Below are 18851 nucleotides of genomic sequence, written 5' to 3'. Positions count from 1 at the left end.
AGTTTAATCCTGAGTCAGACAACCTTCGCGCACAAAAAAAAACGCCCCGGAATCCCGGAGCGTTCGTTAATAATTTCCTGATGCTTTTATTGTGCGTCATCCTTCGACACTACAAAGCTTTCTTTAATTTTTTCCAGCAGTTTGCTTTCGATCATTTGCTGCGACAGCTGTATCATGTTTTTGAAGGCAGTTTCCTGGGAAATACCATGACCAATAATTACTGGTTTGGAAACGCCCAGAACAGGAGTGCCGCCATATGATTCAGAATCAAATTTCTTCATGTAATCATCCTGGATATTGCGTCTTAAAGCAATATCGTGGAATGATTCGGCCATTTTAAGGACAATGTTCCCGGTAAAGCCTTCACATACAATAACATCCGCTTTTTCGGAGAAAATGTCCCTTCCTTCGATGTTGCCGATGAAATTAATTTGTTTGCTTTCTTTTAACAGCGGGTAAGTTGCCTGCGCGAGCAGGTTGCCTTTGCCTTCTTCTTCGCCGATATTCAGTAAACCAACTTTAGGATTGGGTACCTGAAGAATATGTTTGGAATATAGGGATCCAAGAAGGGCAAATTGGGCCAGGTTTTCAGGTTTGCAGTCGGCGTTGATACCTACATCAAGCAAAAGGCCGTACGTACCGTTTTCACGGGGTACCAGAGTAGATATAGTAGGACGTTGCACTCCTTCTATGGCTTTAATGGAATAATAGGTGCCCACCATCATGGCGCCGGTATTACCTGCGCTGATGAAAGCATCTATTTTTTCATTTTTCAGTAAATGAAAACCGATAGAGATGGAGGATTGTGGCTTCTCTTTCAGCGCCTTGGTAGGGTGTTCATCCATCCCGATTACCTGGGATGAATGAACAACTGAATATTTTGATTGGTCCAGCTGTGCCGCTGCTAATAACGGAGTTAACTGTTGCTCATCTCCAATTAGAACCAGGTGCACTTCAGATGCAACAGTGTCTAAATATAATTTTACTCCTTTTACTGCTTCTGTGGGCGCGAAATCGCCACCCATCATATCAAGCCCGATTCTCATGTAACTCAAGGTTTGTCTTGTTAGCTCGGGTAAAAATAGTAAAATAATTATTTAGCTGCGCTCTGTTTTTCCAACACTACTTTTCCTCTGTAGTACAGTTTGTTTTCCACCCAATGAGCACGGTGTCTCAGGTGCACTTCACCGGTTGCGCTGTCTGTGCTTAATGTATCCGCTACCGCCTTATAATGCGTTCTTCTCTTTGCTGATCTTTGCTGAGAATGTCTGCGTTTAGGATTTGGCATTTTATTTAATTTTTAATTGTCCTTAAATTTATCCAATCCTTTCCAGATTGGGTTATCGTTTTCTTTTGCCTGCTGGTTCATTTGCTCCAGCATTTCAATCACTTTCGGATTACAACCGCTTTTGCCATTGGCATCGTCGGGATGTATCCTTTGCATTGGAATGCTCAGGTGAATGAATTCGTATATATACGCTGCCACGTTCAAATGGCTTTCTGTTTTCTGTATATACGATACATCCGGATCTTCTTCTTCACTTGCCAGCTCTTCAGGGTTCTCCACCAGTTTTACAATCTGGTTAAAGTCATCCCACAGCTGCATCTCAAAGGGCTCTCCGCACCGGTCGCAGGTAACAGTTACCTTGCCGCCTATCGCAAATTTCAGTAAGAAAAAGTTACTCTTCTTGTCTAAAGTGAGATTTACGCTCACTTCACAGTTACTGAAATCCCTCGGCTCCTCGAAATTATCAAAGAAACGCTCTCCGATTGCATACTGAAATGAATGTTCCCCTGGGTGTAATCCTACAAAGGCTATATCAAATTCGCGGAGTGGTTTCATATCAATATCCTCACTTTTAGAGGGATGCAAAGGTAATTAAATATTTGCAATTGCAAAAATTTCATAAATTTGTTCACTAACGATATCTTATTTATATATATATTTATATCATAAAATATCAGCCATATTGATGTGGTGAACATCCAGGCGTGAGGCGCAAAGGTACGTAATTAGCTTTTATCTTATACCGGATTTTCACAATTAATGATTTATTGAAAACCCGTATCCCCATTCCATCAGCAAAATGAAGGCCACAGGAAGATACAGTAAGAAAATAACTGCTACTGATAGTACCGGCCTGCCGCTAAACGGGGCCCCGGATATCTTTTCCCTGCCCATAACGGCCTGGCTCAACAGCAATAGCGCCGGGTTATTGGTAACCAATGAAAAACACCGCTGTATATGGGTAAATGAAGCCTTCAGCCGTTATATGGAAGGGAATACCCCTCTCAACTGCACTTTCCCTGAACTGATACGCTATTTTAAGCCCATGGTGGCCGAGCACCTGCCCCTGGAATCAAAAATGAAGTCCCTCCGCCGGGAAAAAAAGCCCTGGTTCGGGTGGGAAGTGCCTTTCCGCAACGGGCAAACCTGGGAAGTCAATTATCTTCCCGTTTTCAACGGCAAAACTTTCAGTGGCAGTATCTGGCAGGCGGTAAATATCACCCGCCGGCATAATGTTCAGGAGGAAATAAAACGAAACGAAGAAAAGTTCAGGGTGATCCTCAATAACCTCAACGCGGCCATGTGCGAAACGGATGTACAGGGAAATATAACCCGTGTATACGAAAGTTTCTGCCGCCTCTCAGGGTATAAAGAGGAAGAGCTTATCGGTAAAAATATCACCGACGTATTTGTGCCGGAAAATAACCGGGCCTATGCCCGCGCCCTCCGCAAAAAGCGTCTCGAAGAGAACATGCCCCTTGTGTACGACATGGAAATAAAGCTGAAAGACGGCTCCAACCGCTGGATCCTCGCCAGTTCCGCCAATATATATGACCGTCATGGCAATATCACCGGCGGGGCAGGTATCCATATGGATATTACGGACCAGAAAAAACTGCAGCAGGAACTGGAAACAGCGCGCCGCCAGGCGGAAGATGCCCAGCGCGCCCAGAAAGATTTCCTGGCCAGTATGAGCCACGAGATCCGGACCCCTCTCAATGCCATCATCGGCATGGCACATCTGCTGGAGGAAACACAGCTGGACCCGCAGCAGCAGGAATATGTGAATATCCTCAAAAATTCCTCAGGCATACTGCTGGGCATAGTCAGTGATATTCTCGATATTTCCCGCATAGAAGCCAGGGAAATACAGGTTAACCAACGCGAATTCAACCTTCGTGAACTGATCCAGTCTTTACGCAATACCTTTGAGCTCAAACTGGGCCGCCGCCCGGTGAAAATAACCGCTGAACTGGATGCCGCCCTCAATACCTGGCTTATTGGCGACGACGTACTACTGAACCAAATACTAATCAATTTGTTAGGTAATGCAGAGAAGTTCACCAATGAAGGTGAAATTGCTATCACTGCCATCCAGGAAAGCTGGCAGGATAACAAGCTCTGGATACGCTTCCGGGTAAGTGATACAGGCATCGGTATCAAAAAGGATAAACTGGAACTCATCTTCAGGAACTATAAACAGGCGGAAGGCGATATCCGTGAAAAATATGGCGGCACAGGCCTGGGGCTCGCCATCGTAAAACAACTCGTGGAAATCCAGGGTGGTACTATCACCGTGGAAGAGCTCCCCGGGTTTAACACCTGCTTCAGTTTTAATATCCCGTTCCTGGATAGCCGCCGGCCGCTTACCGTAAATACCGGTAAACTGAGCAGGAAACTTCTGCAAAGGTCATTCGAAAACGCCAGGGTACTGGTGGTGGAAGATAACCAGATGAACCTGCGCTATATTATGAGCCTGCTGGAAAAATACAGGATCAATTACCAGCTCGCTACCAATGGCCCGGACGCTACCTGGTTCCTGGAATCACGGCAATACGACCTTATCCTGATGGATATCCGTATTCCCGGCATGAATGGCATGGAACTGGCACAAAAGATCAGGGCAGATGAAGCACAGCCCAATGTAGCCACACCGGTGATCGCTACCACTGCGGTAGCGATGGAAAGTACGGCTACTATGGCAAGGGCTGCCGGCATAACAGACATACTTACTAAACCTTATACACCGGATCAGTTACTACAGATTTTTAATAAATATCTCAACGAAGAAGAAACAGAACTAATAATGGAAGAAGTGCAGAATTTAAGCGGATTTGAGTTTAATAATGATTTGGACGTCAAGTATCTCACAGATCTATATGAGAGCAATATTTCCTATGCCGCTGACCTGTTTGAAATTTTTATCAGAACTATCCGTGATGAAATCGCCAAACTGCAAACAATGGTGGATAACCATGAATGGGAAGCTATGAAATTCCAGGTGCATAAGCTAAAACCAAATTTCGCGATGGTAGGCCTCACCTGGATCAGCGCCAAAATGCAGGAGCTGGAAAATTATCTCCGTATCAACCAGGACCTGCATAGTACCGAGATCTGCCGGCTTTTTGATGAAATCACTGCAGATGTAAACCGTTACTATCCTGTAGTGGAAGAAGAATATGGTAAGATGCGCGATTTTATTGATACGCACGGGGAATGATCAGTACGATTGCAGCACCTCTCTGATACTGTTGTAATAATTACCGCCAAATAAAATGAAATGTACCATCAAGGGGTATAACTGGCAAACGCCAATCCGTTGCTGCCATCCCGGCTGCAAAGGATAAGCGGCCTGGTAGGCATAATAGAACCTCGTGTCAAAACCCCCGAAAAGGCGGGTCATGGCCAGGTCCATTTCCCGGTGCCCGTAATACACCGCGGGGTCAAAAATGCAGGCGCACCCGTTGCTTCCCACCATAAAATTGCCCGACCACAGATCGCCATGCAGTAATGCAGGCGCCTCTGCCGGGAACAGCTGTGGCAGCTGCCGGCATAGCCGCTCTACCTGCTGTACCAGCTGCCTGTCAACCAGCTGCTGATCGTACGCCATCCGGATCAGCGGCAACAAACGGTTAAACGCATAAAATACAGGCCAGCTGCTGTAAGGCGTATTATACTGCTTCAGGCTCCCCACATAATTTGTTCCGGCATACCCATAGTGGGGCTGTGTTACACGATGCTGCTTCGCCAGCGATACGGCAAAGTCGTCCCAGAAATCAGCCACAGCCTGCCCCTTGGTCAGGAACTCCTGCAACAGGTAAGCCCGTCCGCTTACGCTGCCATATGCCAGCGGCTTTGGTGTATGCAGCGCTTTGGCGCCCTGCAGCTCCAGCAGGCCCGCATGCTCCTGCCTGAACATATCCGGGTATTTCACCGCATCGTTCATCTTAATAAAAAAATAACCCTCGTTGGTGGCTATACGAAAAGATTCGTTAATATCGCCACCATGCACGGTTTTTGCTTCATTAATATGTATTTTTACTTTCAATTGTTCGGAAAGTGCCGCGCTTAACTGTTTTTGTAGAATTTCATCTATCATGATCCGCCACATTATATGGAGACAAAAGTCCGGATTAAAAAGAAAATCGTCCGTATTGTACTAACACTTACGGCTATACTGTTGTTGAAAGGATTATTCGCCTGGAGTAACCGCTTCGGCGATTTCTACTTTCACAGGTGGTACAACTGGAGTAGTTTGGCGTTCAGACAAGTAACAGGTATAGTTCCATTTAGTATTGGCGATGTAATATATACTGCCTGGATTATCGGAGGAATACTCTATTTGTTAAAACTATGTTATAAACTCATCCGTGCCCGTTGGGAGGACCTGGGTTTCCAGCTGCTCCGCGGGGTGCAGTTCCTATTGAATGTTTACCTGGCCTTCCTGGTGCTATGGGGTTTTAATTACGGGCGCAATTCCCTTGCCCGCGATACCCGCCTGGTTACCGGCAACTATAACACGCAGCAACTCTATCAATTGTCGGACACCTTGTTACAGCTGGTTAACCTGGAAAAAGCCAATACCGGCGATACAACCGGTATCATGAAAACAGATACCACCGGCAAACCCGTTTTTGAGCGCGCTGTTGCCGCTTACGACGCTGCGGCAAAAACGTGGCCTGCCCTGCGTTACAGGGCGCCCAGCATCAAGCCGGCCTTATTCGGGCACTGGCTTAATTACCCCGGTGTTACAGGTTATCTTAACCCGTTCACCAACGAAGCACAGGTGAACACTACTGTTCCGGATGTATTGCTGCCATTTGTTTCCTGTCATGAAATTGCACACCAGATCGGTTATGCGCCTGAAGAAGAAGCTAATTTTGTAGGTTACCTGGCGGCTACCAGTATTCCGGATAGCCATTTCCGTTATGCCGCCAATTTTGATATGTTCCTTTATAGTGTGCGTCAGCTGGCGCGCCGGGATACCACGCTTGCCCATAATATCTGGCAAAGGGCGCTCCCGGGCGTAAAGGCTGATTATAAAGCTATCATCGATTTCTATGAGCCTTATACCGGGAAAGTAGATGCCTACTCTTCTTTCCTGTACGACCGCTACCTCAAAGCCAACAAGCAGGACAAGGGTATACGCAGTTACAGCGAAGTAACCGGCTGGCTTATCGCCTATTTCAAACTATAACAAGCTTTAGTTCATCATCAGCACGTTCACGCTGCGCTGCAGGATATTAAAGGCTATTTCCGCCATCAGGTTTTCCCGGTCCAGCGTAGGATTTACTTCCGTGATCTCAAAGCAGCAGATCTTGCGGTGCTGCATGAACTTGGCGATCAGATCTTCCGCCTCCCGCTCGCGCAGGCCGTTACTTACCGGCGTGCCGGTGCCTTTGGAAATAGAAGCATCCAGGCTGTCCACATCAAACGAAACATAGATATACTCGCAATCGCTCAGGTAACGGAATACGGAACGGGAAATATTTTCCGGTCCTTTGCGGCGTACTTCACTGGTAGTGATCACCTTCATTCCATATTGCTTGATCAGGTAATCTTCCTCTTTCTCATAATCCCGGAGGGAGATGAACACAATATCTTCAGGAAGCACCTTCGGGGCTATTTTCCCGATGTTCTTCAGGGCATTCCACATTTTGGCGGTATTTTCATCCAGGTCGTGCACCTTGCAGTCCATATTGTCTTCCGCAATAGCTGTAGCCAGCGGCATTCCATGCATATTGCCGGATGGCGTGGTATAAGGCGTATGCAGGTCGGCATGCGCATCTATCCATATCACCCCCAGCTTGGCCTTTGGATGTGCCATCTTTAAACCGGCAATGGTGGCGCCCGCCGTGCTATGGTCGCCTGAAAGCAGTACAGGGAACCAGTTGGCCTTTACCGTTTCGCATACACTTTTACTGATGCGCTCATACATGTTAAATGTGCCTTTGATCCTTTTGGCATAAGGCGATTCAATAGGTTCAAACAACAGTTTATTTTCCGTTTCAATTGCTTCAGTGGGGAAGTGTACAAAAAAGTTGCTCATAAAGTCCAGCGCGGCAATCTTAATCGCATCTACTCCCAAACTGGCGCCACGCGTACCTGCTCCTATTTCTGATTTTACTTCTATTATTTTAATGTTCTTCATAAAAATAGCATTAAAGGCAAGCTACAGGATTTTATGTGAACGCCCAAAGCAGCCAAACATGTAATGGTGAAAAACTTGCATATAATATCTGAACCAAATCCAATACAGTAGCGTTATTGTAGCGATTTGTTCAATATTTACCCGGTTCTGGTTGACAACATTGAATTTTAACAGGGCTATTTTTTTAGCTGCTGATTTATAAATAATTTGAGTGGATTACCTTATAAAATTATACACCATGGATTTTCAATTGACGGAAGAACATCTGATGATACAAAAGGCAGCGCGTGATTTTGCTGTCAATGAGCTGTTGCCCGGAGTAATAGAAAGAGATGAGCACCAGAAGTTTCCTGCAGAACAGATTAAAAAACTGGGAGAACTTGGTTTCCTCGGTATGATGGTAAGCCCTAAGTATGGTGGGGCCGGACTGGACGCGATCTCTTATGTGCTGGCAATGGAAGAAATATCCAAGATAGATGCTTCCGCCTCTGTGGTTATGAGCGTAAATAATTCCCTGGTGTGCTGGGGCCTCGAAACTTTTGGTACAGAAGAACAGAAACAGAAGTACCTGGTGCCCCTGGCATCCGGGCAGATCATCGGTGCATTCATGCTCAGTGAGCCGGAAGCCGGATCGGACGCCACTTCCCAGCGTACCATCGCTGAAGACAAAGGAGATCACTACCTGCTCAACGGTACCAAAAACTGGATCACCAACGGCAACTCCGCCAGCGTATACCTGGTAATGGCCCAAACTCACCCCGAAAAAGGAAGTAAGGGCATCAATGCTCTCATCGTGGAAAAAGAAATGCCCGGTATCACTATCGGCGCCAAGGAAAATAAACTGGGTATCCGTGGCAGCGATACCCACAGCGTCATGTTCCAGGATGTAAAAGTACCCAAGGAAAACAGGATAGGAGAGGATGGCTTCGGGTTTAAATTTGCTATGAAAACCCTTGCCGGCGGCCGCATCGGTATCGCCTCCCAGGCGCTGGGTATCGCCAGTGGCGCATATGAACTGGCCCTTAAATACTCCAGGGAAAGAAAAGCATTTGGTAAGGAAATATCCCAGCACCAGGCTATCCAGTTCAAACTGGCCGACATGGCCACCCGCATAGAAAGCGCGCGCCTGCTATGCCTCAAAGCGGCATGGGATAAAGATCAGCAGCTCGACTATACCCTCAGCAGCTCCATGGCTAAGGTGTTTGCCTCTGAAACCGCTATGTGGGTAACCACCGAAGCAGTACAGGTGCACGGCGGCTATGGCTACGTAAAGGAATACCACGTGGAGCGGCTTATGCGCGATGCCAAGATCACCCAGATCTATGAAGGCACCTCCGAAGTACAACGCATCGTTATCAGCAGAAGTATCCTCGCATAGTTTACGCGGATGTTGTCTTGGAACACTGATTACGCTGATTTTGATGATTTCATTGATTTTATTTTTTGAAGTTTGATAAATAATTAAGGGAGATAAAAGCGGATTCGCTTTTATCTCCCTTACCTATTTTAAACAACATCTAAAACAACAAAAAATCAAAAGTAAAAATCAATGAAATCATCAAAATCGGCGTAATCAGTGTTCCAAGACAAAATTCGCGCGTATCTTTGCGCGATGGCAATCAATTTAGAAGCATACCACGAAGTACTCAGCCGGCTAAAACCATTCCATGCCCGGCTGGTGGCCGTTTCGAAAACGAAACCGGCAGAGGATATTGCTGCGTTCTATGCAGCAGGACAAAGGATCTTCGGGGAAAACTACGTACAGGAACTAACTGAAAAACAGGCGCTTTTACCGGCAGACATAGAATGGCATTTTATTGGTCACCTGCAATCCAATAAGGTTAAGTTCATTGCGCCGTTTGTACATACCATTCACGCGGTAGATAGTTTAAAACTACTGCAGGAAATCAATAAACAGGCCGCCAAACATCAACGGGTCATTCACTGCCTGTTACAGGTACATATTGCGGCAGAAGAAACAAAGTTTGGTATGGATGCAGAGGAGTTACAGCAACTGTTGCAAACTTACCAGGCCAACCCATCTGCTTTTGCACAGGTGCGCATTGCCGGAATGATGGGCATGGCCACCAATACCACCAATGAAACACAGATCCGCGAAGAGTTCCACCAGCTCCACGAATTATTCGGATCTGTTAAAGCCACTTATTTTAATAACGAACCGTATTTTAAAGAACTGTCCATTGGTATGAGCGCCGACTATCACCTCGCCCTGCAGGAGGGGAGCACCCTGGTACGTATCGGCAGCCTGCTCTTTGGAGAAAGGAACTATTCAAAATCGTAGTCTTATGAGAAAATTATCCATCTTCATGGCCGGTATGGGCCTGGCTTTCACCGCCTGCAATACCGGTCATACCGCTAAAAGTCTTGCCAATGGTGTGTGGCAGGCAAAACTGCACCGCAACGACGGGGCAGACATTGTTTTCAATTTTGAAGTAAAAGATACCGCCGGCAAAAAAGTACTCTATGTACTTAATGCAACAGATAAATTACTGGTAGATGAAGTGACCGTAACAGGCGATTCACTCCTGATCAAAATGCCTTTCTTTGATTCGGAATTCAAGGCAAAGCTTAGCTCCGACAGCGCCGCAGAAGGCCTCTGGATCAGGCACCTGGCCGATAAGGATGTAAGCATTCCATTCTCCGCCATAGCAGGTAAATCAGAACGTTTCCCGGTTAACACACCGGCCACGGCCAACGTGTCCGGCCGCTGGGTAACCCGGTTCGTATCTTCAAAGGACAAAGACAAAGAGCCGTCCACCGCTATCGGTGAGTTCAAACAATCCGGCAATACGGTACACGGTACTTTCCTCACCACCACCGGCGATTACCGCTTCCTCGACGGGGTAGTAGACGGCGATAGTCTCCGTCTTTCCACCTTCGATGGCTCCCATGCATACCTCTTTACGGCCCGCGTGGAGAAAGACAGCATCACCGGCGGCCGTTTCTTTGCCGGCATCGGCGATGGGCTGGAATACTGGACCGCCGTGAAAAATGATACCGCCAAACTCCAGGATGAAAGGACCATTGCCACTATGAAACCAGGCCAGCAGCAACTGGATTTCAGCTTCCCTGATCTTAATGGCAATAAAGTAAGCATCAAAGACGACCGCTTCAAAAATAAAGTGGTTATCATTACTCTCATGGGCTCCTGGTGCCCCAATTGCATGGACGAAACCGGCTTCCTCAGCAAATGGTACGAGAAGAACAAAGACCGCGGCGTGGAAGTGATAGGGCTTGCCTATGAACGCACTACGGACTTCGACAAGTCCAAACGCGCCCTGGAAGGCTTCCTGAAACGCTTTGATGTGCGCTACCCGGTACTGATCACCGGTGTAACGCCCGCTGATCCTGAAAAAGGGGAGAAAACGCTCCCGCAGCTTACCGGTATCAAAGGCTTTCCTACCACCATCTTCATAGATAAAAAAGGAAACGTACAGGAAGTACACACAGGCTTTTCAGGTCCCGGAACAGGTGAGCATTATGAGCAATTCCAGGCCGACTTTAACCGCCTGGTTTCCAATATGCTGGATGCAAATTAGTACAGATCATGTCCACCTCTGGCCCACGTTAAATGCACGGGCTGAGTATGACATAAGCAAAAGCTAAGCTACTGCCAGGTATCAGCTACGCGGATCTTGTCTGACTCAGGATTAGGATGATTATGATGATTACGCTGATTTTTATTTTTGAGTTTAATTTAAAGGTTTGGGGAGATAAAAGTGGTTATTCACTTCTATCTCCCCAAATCTTTTAAATCAAAAATGATCAGATCATCATACATCATCCTAATCCTAAGTCAGACAAATTATTTTCCTGTTAACATTCCGTTTTCATACCTGGTGTTTTTCAGATATTCGGGCTAAAAAGATATTATATCGAAGATATTGTATAATTCTATAATATTGTGCCGGAACACACGAATCCTCTCTGGTATTTGTTTTCCGGGGAGGATTCACTTTTTAATAAAATTTATTATTTCATTTCTTTCAAAAAGGTTTGAAAAATACCAGAATGTAATTATTTTACTGCTCCGTTTGACCTTTTATAAATTCCATTATCTAATACGCTTATCTTATCCACCTGCCGGGACAATGTCAACTCTGATATTGTCCTGGATAGCGTTCCTTCGATTTTTTCACGATATTGATACTGGTACATTTACTCTCCTTTAGCAGGTGGTTTTCTTCCCTCTTCAATCTTACTATAACATTTCCTTATGATCGGATCTTCTCTTGCCGGTTTTTAATGGCCTGATATTTGAAAAACTAGCTTTGCAGTGTGAATGAACCATGCACACCGATCATTTGTTAAACCATAAAAATCCAGAAACTATGTCTACAACGAAATTTCTTGCAGGTGCTATAGCCGGTTTAACTACCGGTTTGGTGATCGGATTATTGACCGCCCCCGATAGTGGTGATAAAACACGCAAAAAAATTAAAACAACGGCAGATGACTGGCGTCATAAGATCAACGGCCTGGTTGGAAAAGGAGGAGAGGATTTGTCTGATCTGAAAGAAGTATTCGAACATGAAATAACCGGTTTGCAGGACGATGTACGCCAAAGGGTGCTCAAATTGATCAATAAGAGCCAGGGCGTATACAACAGGTTCAAAAGAGAAGCATTATCATAATGATGGTTTACATAAAAAAAGCGGAGATAATAAACATATAGTTCATTATCTCCGCTTCCTTCTTCTCTCAAATTATTTAAGGATTTCGCCGGTTTCCATATAGTTTTTAAAACGCCTGATATCTTTCACCAGCATATTTTCAAACGCCGGATTCAACAGCCAGGCCAGGCCTGAGCCTACATAACCCGCTGGTGGCCGGTAGGTGATCATCACATCAATTTCAGTTCCGCCATTAAAGGCCTCGCGGAAAGTAACCCTACCCGCCGTAGCGATGGAAGATCCCGGCAATGACCGCCAGCCAATCAGTTCTCCCGGTACCTCTTTCACAATTTCAGCGTCCCACTCAAGTGTACCAATGCCTCCCGGTCCTTTTACTACCCAATGGGAGTGGAATGGATCTGTTTCTTCTACCGACTGCAAATGCTTCATAAATACCGGCAGGTTGTTCAGCTGCCGCCAGAAATAATATACTTCTTCCTTCGGATTATCAATGGAAATGGTAGTCCTGATATTTACAGAGGAAGTATGCCTGTCGGGTTTCCGCTTACCGAGAAGGCCGTTTACCAGGTCGTTGCCACTGATGCCCCTGTACAACAGGTAACCGGCTCCCAGCAGTTTAAAAAGGCTGGATATGGGCGATTTGTCTACCTTGCTGATCGCATTGCCTACCAGCCATGCGCCAGTGAAAATGGACACAATCCTGCCTTCGGGTGTAACATTGATGATATTAGAGCTATCATATAAGGACCCTGCTTTTGGTTGTTGTGGATCTTGCAATTGAAGTTGTTGTGTTAAGGAACTCATATATACAGTTTGGGGAACTTACAGCTAAAACCCTGCACTTTTATTAAGAATGTAGTAATTTATTGATTTTTAGTAAGATAAATATTAAAACAACCATTATGATCCTGTGGCGCATCTGTCACGGTGCGTAATTTCTTACACAGTGGCATAAATAATGTTTTCCCGGCGGCATAGCCTACAGGTAGCCGTAGAAACATTTTTCACCGGTAGGAAGCCATCAACACATTAAAAATCTGTTGTCCCCAGTTAGGCGCCAATGCACTATCCGGTTTGAATGCAGCAAACCGGGCAGCTGTAATATCAACAGTGGGCTTGGCCCGTTGCTTACCGCCGCCGAAAATAGCCGGGGTATAATAGATATTCAGTGCTTTTACCAGCCAGGCCCTGGGGTTGGTGGAATCGGCCACTATCGCCTTTTCTGCATAACTCCTGCTTTGCGCGCCCAGGGAAGCTCCCCGGGATGGGGAGGCGTTGATCCTGGCCGACAGCCAGTAGCCCATCAATGCTAGCGTTTCGGTATTACCCGGCTGCATTTGCAATGCCTTCTTTACAAAGGGCCCGGCTTCCTGGCATAATGCCTCGGCTTCTTTTTTATCTGATTTGAAGGATAACTGTGTAGCTGCCCAGCCGGCGTAATATTGTAGGAGCCATTCTTCCGGATGCGCTTCCGCCAGCCCGATAAGCGTATCTATCCTGGGGGGCCAGGCTGCGGGTTCTGCAGATTCCAGTACCTGCAGCTGCTGCTCCAGCACCTGCTGCCAGTTGTTATTCTCCTGTCCGTAAGCAGCTGGGGCCACCAATACCCAGAAAAGGAAAGGTAAACGTAATAGTGTTTGCATAAGAAAGTACGTCAGTTTCAGCTGTTTTAACGAATTATATGCCAGATGCGTCTTGCATTTCTCTGGGCGAAGGGGTATCTTAACCCTTTAAATAAAAGAATACATGAAAAAAGTATTGACCGCGTTACTGCTGCTGGCCGGCCTTCAAAGCTCAGCGCAAAAGGAAATTGCCCCTGATAAATGGCTGAAACTCTTTAATGGCAAGGACCTGAAAGACTGGGACATTAAAATAACCGGGCATGACCTGAACGATAACTACGGCAACACCTTCCGGGTAGACAGCGGCATGCTGAAAGTAAGCTATGATCAATACGATGAGTTTAAAGAACAATACGGGCACATCTTCTATAAAAAGAATTTCTCCGCTTACCTGGTAGTTGTGGAATACAAATTCACGGGAGAACAGGTGAAAGGCGGCCCCGGATGGGCCTTCCGCAACAGTGGTATCATGCTTCACGGGCAAACCGCAGCTACCATGACCAAGAACCAGAATTTTCCCATCTCCCTGGAAGAACAACTCCTGGGTGGCAATGGAAAAGATCCCCGTTCTACCGCAAATCTCTGCACCCCTGGCACTAATGTGGTAATGAATGGAAAACTTATTACAGACCACTGCATCAGCTCCACTTCCAAAACCTATCATGGGGATGTATGGGTACATGCAGAAGCCCTCGTATTGCGCGACTCTGTGATCAAACACATTGTGGAGGGAGATACCGTTATTGTATACAATAAACCGCAGATGGGTGGCGGTGCTGTATCCGATCCGCAACCGGGGCTGTTACAGGAAGGCAAACTGCTGACCGAAGGCTCCATTTCCCTGCAAAGTGAAAGTCACCCGGTGGCCTTCCGGAAAGTAGAACTGTTTGACCTGTCGCCCTACATCAATGATCCCGTTAAACTGAATAAGATCCTCCACCTGCTGCAACACCGGCCGGGAGCGAAGAAGGCAAAATAACGTGATGATGCGGACGTGGCGGCTTCGGTGGCCGGGGTGGTCTTCTTGGCGGTACACAGCTTGCCGCCACAAACAACAGGAAGACAGCCAGTACAGACAATGATCGCTTACTCATATAAAGGCGTTTATAGCTGGTAAGGCAAATCGGGTACCATTTTTCCATGAGCGGAGTTTGTCGCGGAGGTTGTCTGACTCAGGATTAAACTGATTATACTGATTAGACTGATTTTATTTTTTTGAATTTTATAACTGATTTTAAAAGGATTCGGGGAGATATAAGCGAAAAAATATCCGCTTATATCTCCCCGAATCTTTTTAAATCCAAAGTAATCAATCAGTCTAATCAGTATAATCAGTTTAATCCTGAGTCAGACAACCTCCGCGACAAACTCCGCTTAAAGCATCAGCTGGCGGATATATTTCACCGGTGCGCTGCCATAGCTCAGGAACTTTTCATTAAATGTTTTCAGGTTGTAATCCTTGCCCTGCTTTTGTTTATAGGCTTCGCGCAGGTCAATGATTTCCTTGTAACCGGTGAAATAGCTGGTGAGCTGCACACTTGTTACACTTACCCTTTTCCATTTGCCTTCTGCTTCTGCGGCCTGCTGGAAGGCTTCTTTGGTAAGCAGATGAATGGCATCTTCCTTACTCATATCTTTTACATGCACACTGTAATCCAGGATCGTGTTACATACCGTGCGAAGGTTCCACTTGTACCACATCAGCCACATTTCAGGCGCATTGTTTCCATAACCGTTTTCAAGCATCATCTGCTCAGTGTATACAGCCCATCCTTCAATCATAGCGCCATTGCTCATGAGCGACTTAATCAGGCTGGGTGATTGATTGGCATACACCAGCTGTGTATAATGGCCGGGGATAGCTTCATGGATATCCAGGATCTGGAGGATATAATGATTGTATTCACGCAGGTAACTTTCTGCTTTATCTTTTGGCCATCCTTCCAGGCTGCCTACGTTGTAGTAGGTATTGCCGCCTTTATCGTAGGGGCCGGGCGCACTGATAGATGCACCCGCCACACCCGCCATGTAAGCAGGTTCTTTACGCACTACCAGCGGCTTGGACGGATCAATGTATAACAGGTCTTTTTTCTTGATAAATGAGATGAGCGCAGGCAACTGTTTTTCTATGGCCGACTGGAATTCTTCCGGCTTCACATGTTGTACAGATAGTGTATCGATCATGCGGCCTATAAGTTCCAGTGAATCGGCAGGCATAGGCGTATTGCCAAAATATTTCGGCCATAACTGCCGGCTGATCTTTGTCATTTCGCCATGTACAAACGCCTTGCGTGCAATGGCTGAATCGTAGATCTGCCCTGCGGTAAAGGACGATTGTATGTCGTATTTGAATTTCTGATCGTACAATGCTTTACCTAAACGGAAGCTGCGCGGATGCTCCGGTTTCAGTGCTTTCAGCCATGAGGTATACTCACGGATTGCCGTGGTAGCCGTTTTTGTACTGGCCAGCATAGCCGCCTGCTCTGCTGCCGGAATGCTGGTTTTCTTCAGGGAATCTGCAAAGTCTTTTTCAAATACCGATAAGCCGCCGTTGTTCTGGTCTATAGCCAGTGAAGTAAGTTCCGGTACCGGATCCTTGATCTGTTTTTTTGCGGCTTCATAATAAGCCGGGATGTTCTGCAACCTGCTGCCAAAGCTGCGCAGCCTTGTTTCCAGGGGAGCGTAGTTTTCGTTCAGGATAAAGGCAAACGTGTTACTTACGTTATAGGAAGATGGATCCCATTCATTGCTCTTCTGTTCCTTAATGTTCCATTGTACTGATTCCAGGTAATTCTGTATCAGCTGGTAATCAATTTTATTGGCGTCGCTCAGCGAAGCCAGGTCGTATGACTTCAGCGAATCCAGCTGCTGCTGTGCAAATGCCAGGCGGGCTGCGGTTGCTGTGCTGTCGGGTACCACCAGCACGGAATCATACTTATGATAACCTACACTGGTAGCCCAGTCGGGGTTCTCTTTCCAGAGGGCATCAATAAAATGTTCCTGGTATTTACCGAAAGCATTGTTCAGCGTACTGTCGGTACTACTGGTTTGGGTGCTGCTGCTGCCGTTGTTGCAGGCTGCAAGCGCAGCTGCAGCAGTAGCGCAAAGGAGGAGTTTTTTCATTGCAGAGGATTATTGTTGTTTTTTCAAAAGCCTGTGTAATATACTATTTAATTATTTTCTTTACTTTTGCGGCTCATTAATTAAACTGCAAACACTTGCGCCATGTAATGTCACAGGCATATTAACTTATTCCTTTCGCCGTTCCTTCCCGGAACAGGCCTGTGAAACTATTGTTTTAATTTAAACCCTGATAACATGGCAATTTCTCAGAAATATGGCCGTACCTGGCATTATCCGTTTTCACCCGGTACTACAAGCGATGACCGTATCCGGCATGAATACTGGCATTCGCTGCAGCAGATACCGGTGCTGATCCACACGGAAAAACTGGACGGTGAAAATAATTGTTTATCCCGCTACGGGGTATTTGCGCGCTCTCATGCAGCGCCCACTACTTCTCCGTGGACGGAAAGTATCCGCCGTTACTGGCAAAGTATAAAGAACGACCTGGGAGATCTGGAGATCTTTCTTGAGAACCTCTACGCTGTGCACTCCATTGAATATCATAACCTGGATCATCACTTTTATGTGTTTGGCATCCGGGAAGGCGATCAGTGGCTCAGTTGGGAAGAAACCGGTTTTTATGCGGCTATGCTCGGCCTGCCCCTGGTGCCGGAAATCAAGCGGATAACGCCGCCGGCTATACGCCGCGACTTTGAAGAGGATCTGCTTTCACTGGTGAATGGTCACGGCGCTTTTGATCCGCATGATGTGCATACCGGCCTGCCGGCTACTATGGAGGGTATCGTATCCCGCAATGCCAACGGCTATGCCGTGAGCGATTTTGCAGATAACGTGTTTAAATATGTGCGTAAAGGGCATGTAAAAACAGACCGGCACTGGACCCGTAATTGGCGCCGTGCCAGGTTAAACAACGAAGGAGGTAATTATGTGGCAGCTCAGTGAAAATAAAGACTGGAAGCACCTGGAACATACATTTGAATGGGTGCGGGTAATGCAGGAAGTGCCGCAGGATGCGCGGCACCATGCAGAGGGTAACGTAGCCGTACACACGCAGATGGTACTGGAAGCGCTGCAGCTGCTACAAGGCTATAAAGAATTGCCGCCGGCAGACCGGGAGTTGATGTGGGCAGCGGCATTGCTGCATGATGTGGAAAAGTACAGCACCACTGTAATAGAACCCAGTGGCGCTATCACCTCTGCAGGCCATGCCCGCAAAGGCGAAGTACGTGCCCGGCAGATCCTTTACCGGGAAGTGCCGGCGCCTTTTCCTGTACGTGAACAGATCGCCAAACTGGTGAGGTATCATGGCCTGCCGCTCTGGATCTTTGAAAAACCGGATCCGCAGAAAGCGCTGATCACGGCCAGCCTGGAAGTGAATACGCAGCTGCTGGCGTTGCTGGCACGTGCCGATGCGCTGGGCCGTATCTGCACCGACCAGGCGGATTTGCTGTACCGGCTGGATTGCTTCGAAGAACTGTGCAGGGAAAACAACTGCTGGGGCCAGCCACGTCCGTTTGCCAGCCCTCAGGCCCGGATGGAGTACCTGCTCAAAACGGGCGGCTCGCCGGACTATGTGCCTTTTGAAACGCTGCAAACGCCGGTGATTCTGATGAGCGGCCTGCCGGGCGCAGGAAAGGACACCTACATCCGTCGGCATTACCAGCAACTGCCGGTCATCTCCCTGGATAATATCCGGCAGGCTATGAAAATAAGCCCTACCGATAAAAGTGGTAATGGCACCGTGATCCAGGCCGCAAAGGAACAAGCCAGGATATATCTCCGGGAAAAAAGATCCTTTGTGTGGAACGCTACCAACATCACAAAACAGATGAGGGAACAATTGATCAGTCTTTTTACAGCATATGGGGCGGCAGTAACGATTGTATATGTGGAAGTGCCGGCGGCGAAGTTGTTGCAGCAAAACCGGCAACGGGAAGCAGTGGTGCCGGCGGCAGCGATGGAGCGGTTGATCAGGAAGCTGGAAGTGCCTACCAGTGCAGAAGCGCACGAACTGAAAATAGCGGTCAGCAGTTAGCCATTGGCTACTG

Annotated in this window: 17 protein-coding genes; 9 read left to right on the top strand and 8 right to left on the bottom strand. The window is 47.0% G+C overall.

Annotated features, from left to right (window positions below; genetic code table 11):
- Positions 1-86 precede the first annotated feature (86 nt).
- The 3 genes from plsX to ABIE50_RS27275 are packed head-to-tail and all read right to left on the bottom strand — an operon-like array spanning position 87 to position 1843.
- Positions 87-1046, bottom strand: coding sequence for a phosphate acyltransferase PlsX (gene plsX, locus ABIE50_RS27285; protein ID WP_142687554.1), 960 nt, complete (start codon positions 1044-1046; stop codon positions 87-89).
- 47 nt (positions 1047-1093) lie between these two features.
- Positions 1094-1288, bottom strand: coding sequence for a 50S ribosomal protein L32 (gene rpmF / locus ABIE50_RS27280; protein WP_079473289.1), 195 nt, complete (start codon positions 1286-1288; stop codon positions 1094-1096).
- Between the two features lie 12 nt (positions 1289-1300).
- On the bottom strand, positions 1301-1843 hold the full coding sequence (locus ABIE50_RS27275) for a YceD family protein (RefSeq protein ID WP_142687555.1): 543 nt from the start codon (positions 1841-1843) through the stop codon (positions 1301-1303).
- A gap of 244 nt (positions 1844-2087) precedes the next feature.
- Here ABIE50_RS27275 and ABIE50_RS27270 point away from each other — a divergent pair, with 244 nt between their 5' ends.
- The gene (locus ABIE50_RS27270) at positions 2088-4508 is read left to right on the top strand and encodes a PAS domain-containing hybrid sensor histidine kinase/response regulator (RefSeq protein ID WP_209866012.1); all 2421 of its coding nucleotides are present in this window, start codon (positions 2088-2090) and stop codon (positions 4506-4508) included.
- Here ABIE50_RS27270 and ABIE50_RS27265 read toward each other — a convergent pair whose 3' ends face one another.
- Positions 4509-5387 (bottom strand): fructosamine kinase family protein, encoded by an 879-nt coding sequence (locus ABIE50_RS27265; protein ID WP_209866008.1) that lies wholly within the window; start codon positions 5385-5387, stop codon positions 4509-4511.
- Positions 5388-5402: 15 nt separating this feature from the next.
- Between ABIE50_RS27265 and ABIE50_RS27260 the strand changes: the two genes are divergently transcribed.
- Positions 5403-6485: a DUF3810 domain-containing protein gene (locus ABIE50_RS27260; RefSeq protein WP_209866005.1), complete on the top strand. Its 1083-nt coding sequence runs from the start codon at positions 5403-5405 to the stop codon at positions 6483-6485.
- 6 nt (positions 6486-6491) lie between these two features.
- Here the strand turns inward: ABIE50_RS27260 and ABIE50_RS27255 are convergent, their stop codons facing one another.
- On the bottom strand, positions 6492-7439 hold the full coding sequence (locus ABIE50_RS27255; protein WP_079473296.1) for an arginase: 948 nt from the start codon (positions 7437-7439) through the stop codon (positions 6492-6494).
- 238 nt (positions 7440-7677) lie between these two features.
- Between ABIE50_RS27255 and ABIE50_RS27250 the strand changes: the two genes are divergently transcribed.
- The 4 genes from ABIE50_RS27250 (at position 7678) to ABIE50_RS27235 (ending at position 12094) form a co-directional block, all read left to right on the top strand.
- Positions 7678-8817 carry an acyl-CoA dehydrogenase gene (locus tag ABIE50_RS27250; RefSeq protein ID WP_209866002.1) on the top strand — a complete coding sequence of 380 codons (1140 nt, stop codon included), beginning with the start codon at positions 7678-7680 and terminating at the stop codon, positions 8815-8817.
- Between the two features lie 234 nt (positions 8818-9051).
- Positions 9052-9741: a YggS family pyridoxal phosphate-dependent enzyme gene (locus tag ABIE50_RS27245; protein ID WP_209865999.1), complete on the top strand. Its 690-nt coding sequence runs from the start codon at positions 9052-9054 to the stop codon at positions 9739-9741.
- Between the two features lie 4 nt (positions 9742-9745).
- Positions 9746-10999, top strand: coding sequence for a TlpA disulfide reductase family protein (locus tag ABIE50_RS27240; RefSeq protein ID WP_209865996.1), 1254 nt, complete (start codon positions 9746-9748; stop codon positions 10997-10999).
- Positions 11000-11791: 792 nt separating this feature from the next.
- On the top strand, positions 11792-12094 hold the full coding sequence (locus tag ABIE50_RS27235; protein WP_209865993.1) for a YtxH domain-containing protein: 303 nt from the start codon (positions 11792-11794) through the stop codon (positions 12092-12094).
- A 72-nt stretch (positions 12095-12166) separates the two neighbouring features.
- Here ABIE50_RS27235 and ABIE50_RS27230 read toward each other — a convergent pair whose 3' ends face one another.
- Positions 12167-12898, bottom strand: coding sequence for an SRPBCC family protein (locus tag ABIE50_RS27230; RefSeq protein WP_209865991.1), 732 nt, complete (start codon positions 12896-12898; stop codon positions 12167-12169).
- Positions 12899-13098: 200 nt separating this feature from the next.
- Positions 13099-13737, bottom strand: coding sequence for a hypothetical protein (locus tag ABIE50_RS27225; protein ID WP_209865988.1), 639 nt, complete (start codon positions 13735-13737; stop codon positions 13099-13101).
- 103 nt (positions 13738-13840) lie between these two features.
- Here ABIE50_RS27225 and ABIE50_RS27220 point away from each other — a divergent pair, with 103 nt between their 5' ends.
- Positions 13841-14695: a 3-keto-disaccharide hydrolase gene (locus tag ABIE50_RS27220; RefSeq protein WP_209865986.1), complete on the top strand. Its 855-nt coding sequence runs from the start codon at positions 13841-13843 to the stop codon at positions 14693-14695.
- Between the two features lie 395 nt (positions 14696-15090).
- Here the strand turns inward: ABIE50_RS27220 and ABIE50_RS27215 are convergent, their stop codons facing one another.
- The gene (locus ABIE50_RS27215) at positions 15091-16839 is read right to left on the bottom strand and encodes a DUF885 domain-containing protein (RefSeq protein ID WP_209865983.1); all 1749 of its coding nucleotides are present in this window, start codon (positions 16837-16839) and stop codon (positions 15091-15093) included.
- A gap of 195 nt (positions 16840-17034) precedes the next feature.
- On the opposite strand from ABIE50_RS27215, the gene ABIE50_RS27210 reads away from it, so the two are divergent.
- Positions 17035-17745 (top strand): RNA ligase family protein, encoded by a 711-nt coding sequence (locus tag ABIE50_RS27210; RefSeq protein WP_209865980.1) that lies wholly within the window; start codon positions 17035-17037, stop codon positions 17743-17745.
- Positions 17729-18838 (top strand): AAA family ATPase, encoded by a 1110-nt coding sequence (locus ABIE50_RS27205; RefSeq protein WP_209865977.1) that lies wholly within the window; start codon positions 17729-17731, stop codon positions 18836-18838. Before ABIE50_RS27210 ends, ABIE50_RS27205 begins: the two co-directional genes overlap by 17 nt.
- Positions 18839-18851 lie beyond the last annotated feature (13 nt).

The organism is Chitinophaga sp. OAE865 (genome assembly GCF_040546735.1).
Taxonomy (GTDB): domain Bacteria; phylum Bacteroidota; class Bacteroidia; order Chitinophagales; family Chitinophagaceae; genus Chitinophaga; species Chitinophaga polysaccharea_A.
This window is presented reverse-complemented; position numbering and strand designations above follow the sequence as displayed.

Excerpts from the sequence above, each read along its gene's own strand:
- plsX (WP_142687554.1), bottom strand. The coding sequence starts at position 1,046 with ATGAGAATCGGGCTTGATATGATGGGTGGCGATTTCGCGCCCACAGAA.
- rpmF (WP_079473289.1), bottom strand. The coding sequence starts at position 1,288 with ATGCCAAATCCTAAACGCAGACATTCTCAGCAAAGATCAGCAAAGAGA.
- ABIE50_RS27275 (WP_142687555.1), bottom strand. The coding sequence starts at position 1,843 with ATGAAACCACTCCGCGAATTTGATATAGCCTTTGTAGGATTACACCCA.
- ABIE50_RS27270 (WP_209866012.1), top strand. The coding sequence starts at position 2,088 with ATGAAGGCCACAGGAAGATACAGTAAGAAAATAACTGCTACTGATAGT.
- ABIE50_RS27265 (WP_209866008.1), bottom strand. The coding sequence starts at position 5,387 with ATGATAGATGAAATTCTACAAAAACAGTTAAGCGCGGCACTTTCCGAA.
- ABIE50_RS27260 (WP_209866005.1), top strand. The coding sequence starts at position 5,403 with ATGGAGACAAAAGTCCGGATTAAAAAGAAAATCGTCCGTATTGTACTA.
- ABIE50_RS27255 (WP_079473296.1), bottom strand. The coding sequence starts at position 7,439 with ATGAAGAACATTAAAATAATAGAAGTAAAATCAGAAATAGGAGCAGGT.
- ABIE50_RS27250 (WP_209866002.1), top strand. The coding sequence starts at position 7,678 with ATGGATTTTCAATTGACGGAAGAACATCTGATGATACAAAAGGCAGCG.
- ABIE50_RS27245 (WP_209865999.1), top strand. The coding sequence starts at position 9,052 with ATGGCAATCAATTTAGAAGCATACCACGAAGTACTCAGCCGGCTAAAA.
- ABIE50_RS27240 (WP_209865996.1), top strand. The coding sequence starts at position 9,746 with ATGAGAAAATTATCCATCTTCATGGCCGGTATGGGCCTGGCTTTCACC.
- ABIE50_RS27235 (WP_209865993.1), top strand. The coding sequence starts at position 11,792 with ATGTCTACAACGAAATTTCTTGCAGGTGCTATAGCCGGTTTAACTACC.
- ABIE50_RS27230 (WP_209865991.1), bottom strand. The coding sequence starts at position 12,898 with ATGAGTTCCTTAACACAACAACTTCAATTGCAAGATCCACAACAACCA.
- ABIE50_RS27225 (WP_209865988.1), bottom strand. The coding sequence starts at position 13,737 with ATGCAAACACTATTACGTTTACCTTTCCTTTTCTGGGTATTGGTGGCC.
- ABIE50_RS27220 (WP_209865986.1), top strand. The coding sequence starts at position 13,841 with ATGAAAAAAGTATTGACCGCGTTACTGCTGCTGGCCGGCCTTCAAAGC.
- ABIE50_RS27215 (WP_209865983.1), bottom strand. The coding sequence starts at position 16,839 with ATGAAAAAACTCCTCCTTTGCGCTACTGCTGCAGCTGCGCTTGCAGCC.
- ABIE50_RS27210 (WP_209865980.1), top strand. The coding sequence starts at position 17,035 with ATGGCAATTTCTCAGAAATATGGCCGTACCTGGCATTATCCGTTTTCA.
- ABIE50_RS27205 (WP_209865977.1), top strand. The coding sequence starts at position 17,729 with ATGTGGCAGCTCAGTGAAAATAAAGACTGGAAGCACCTGGAACATACA.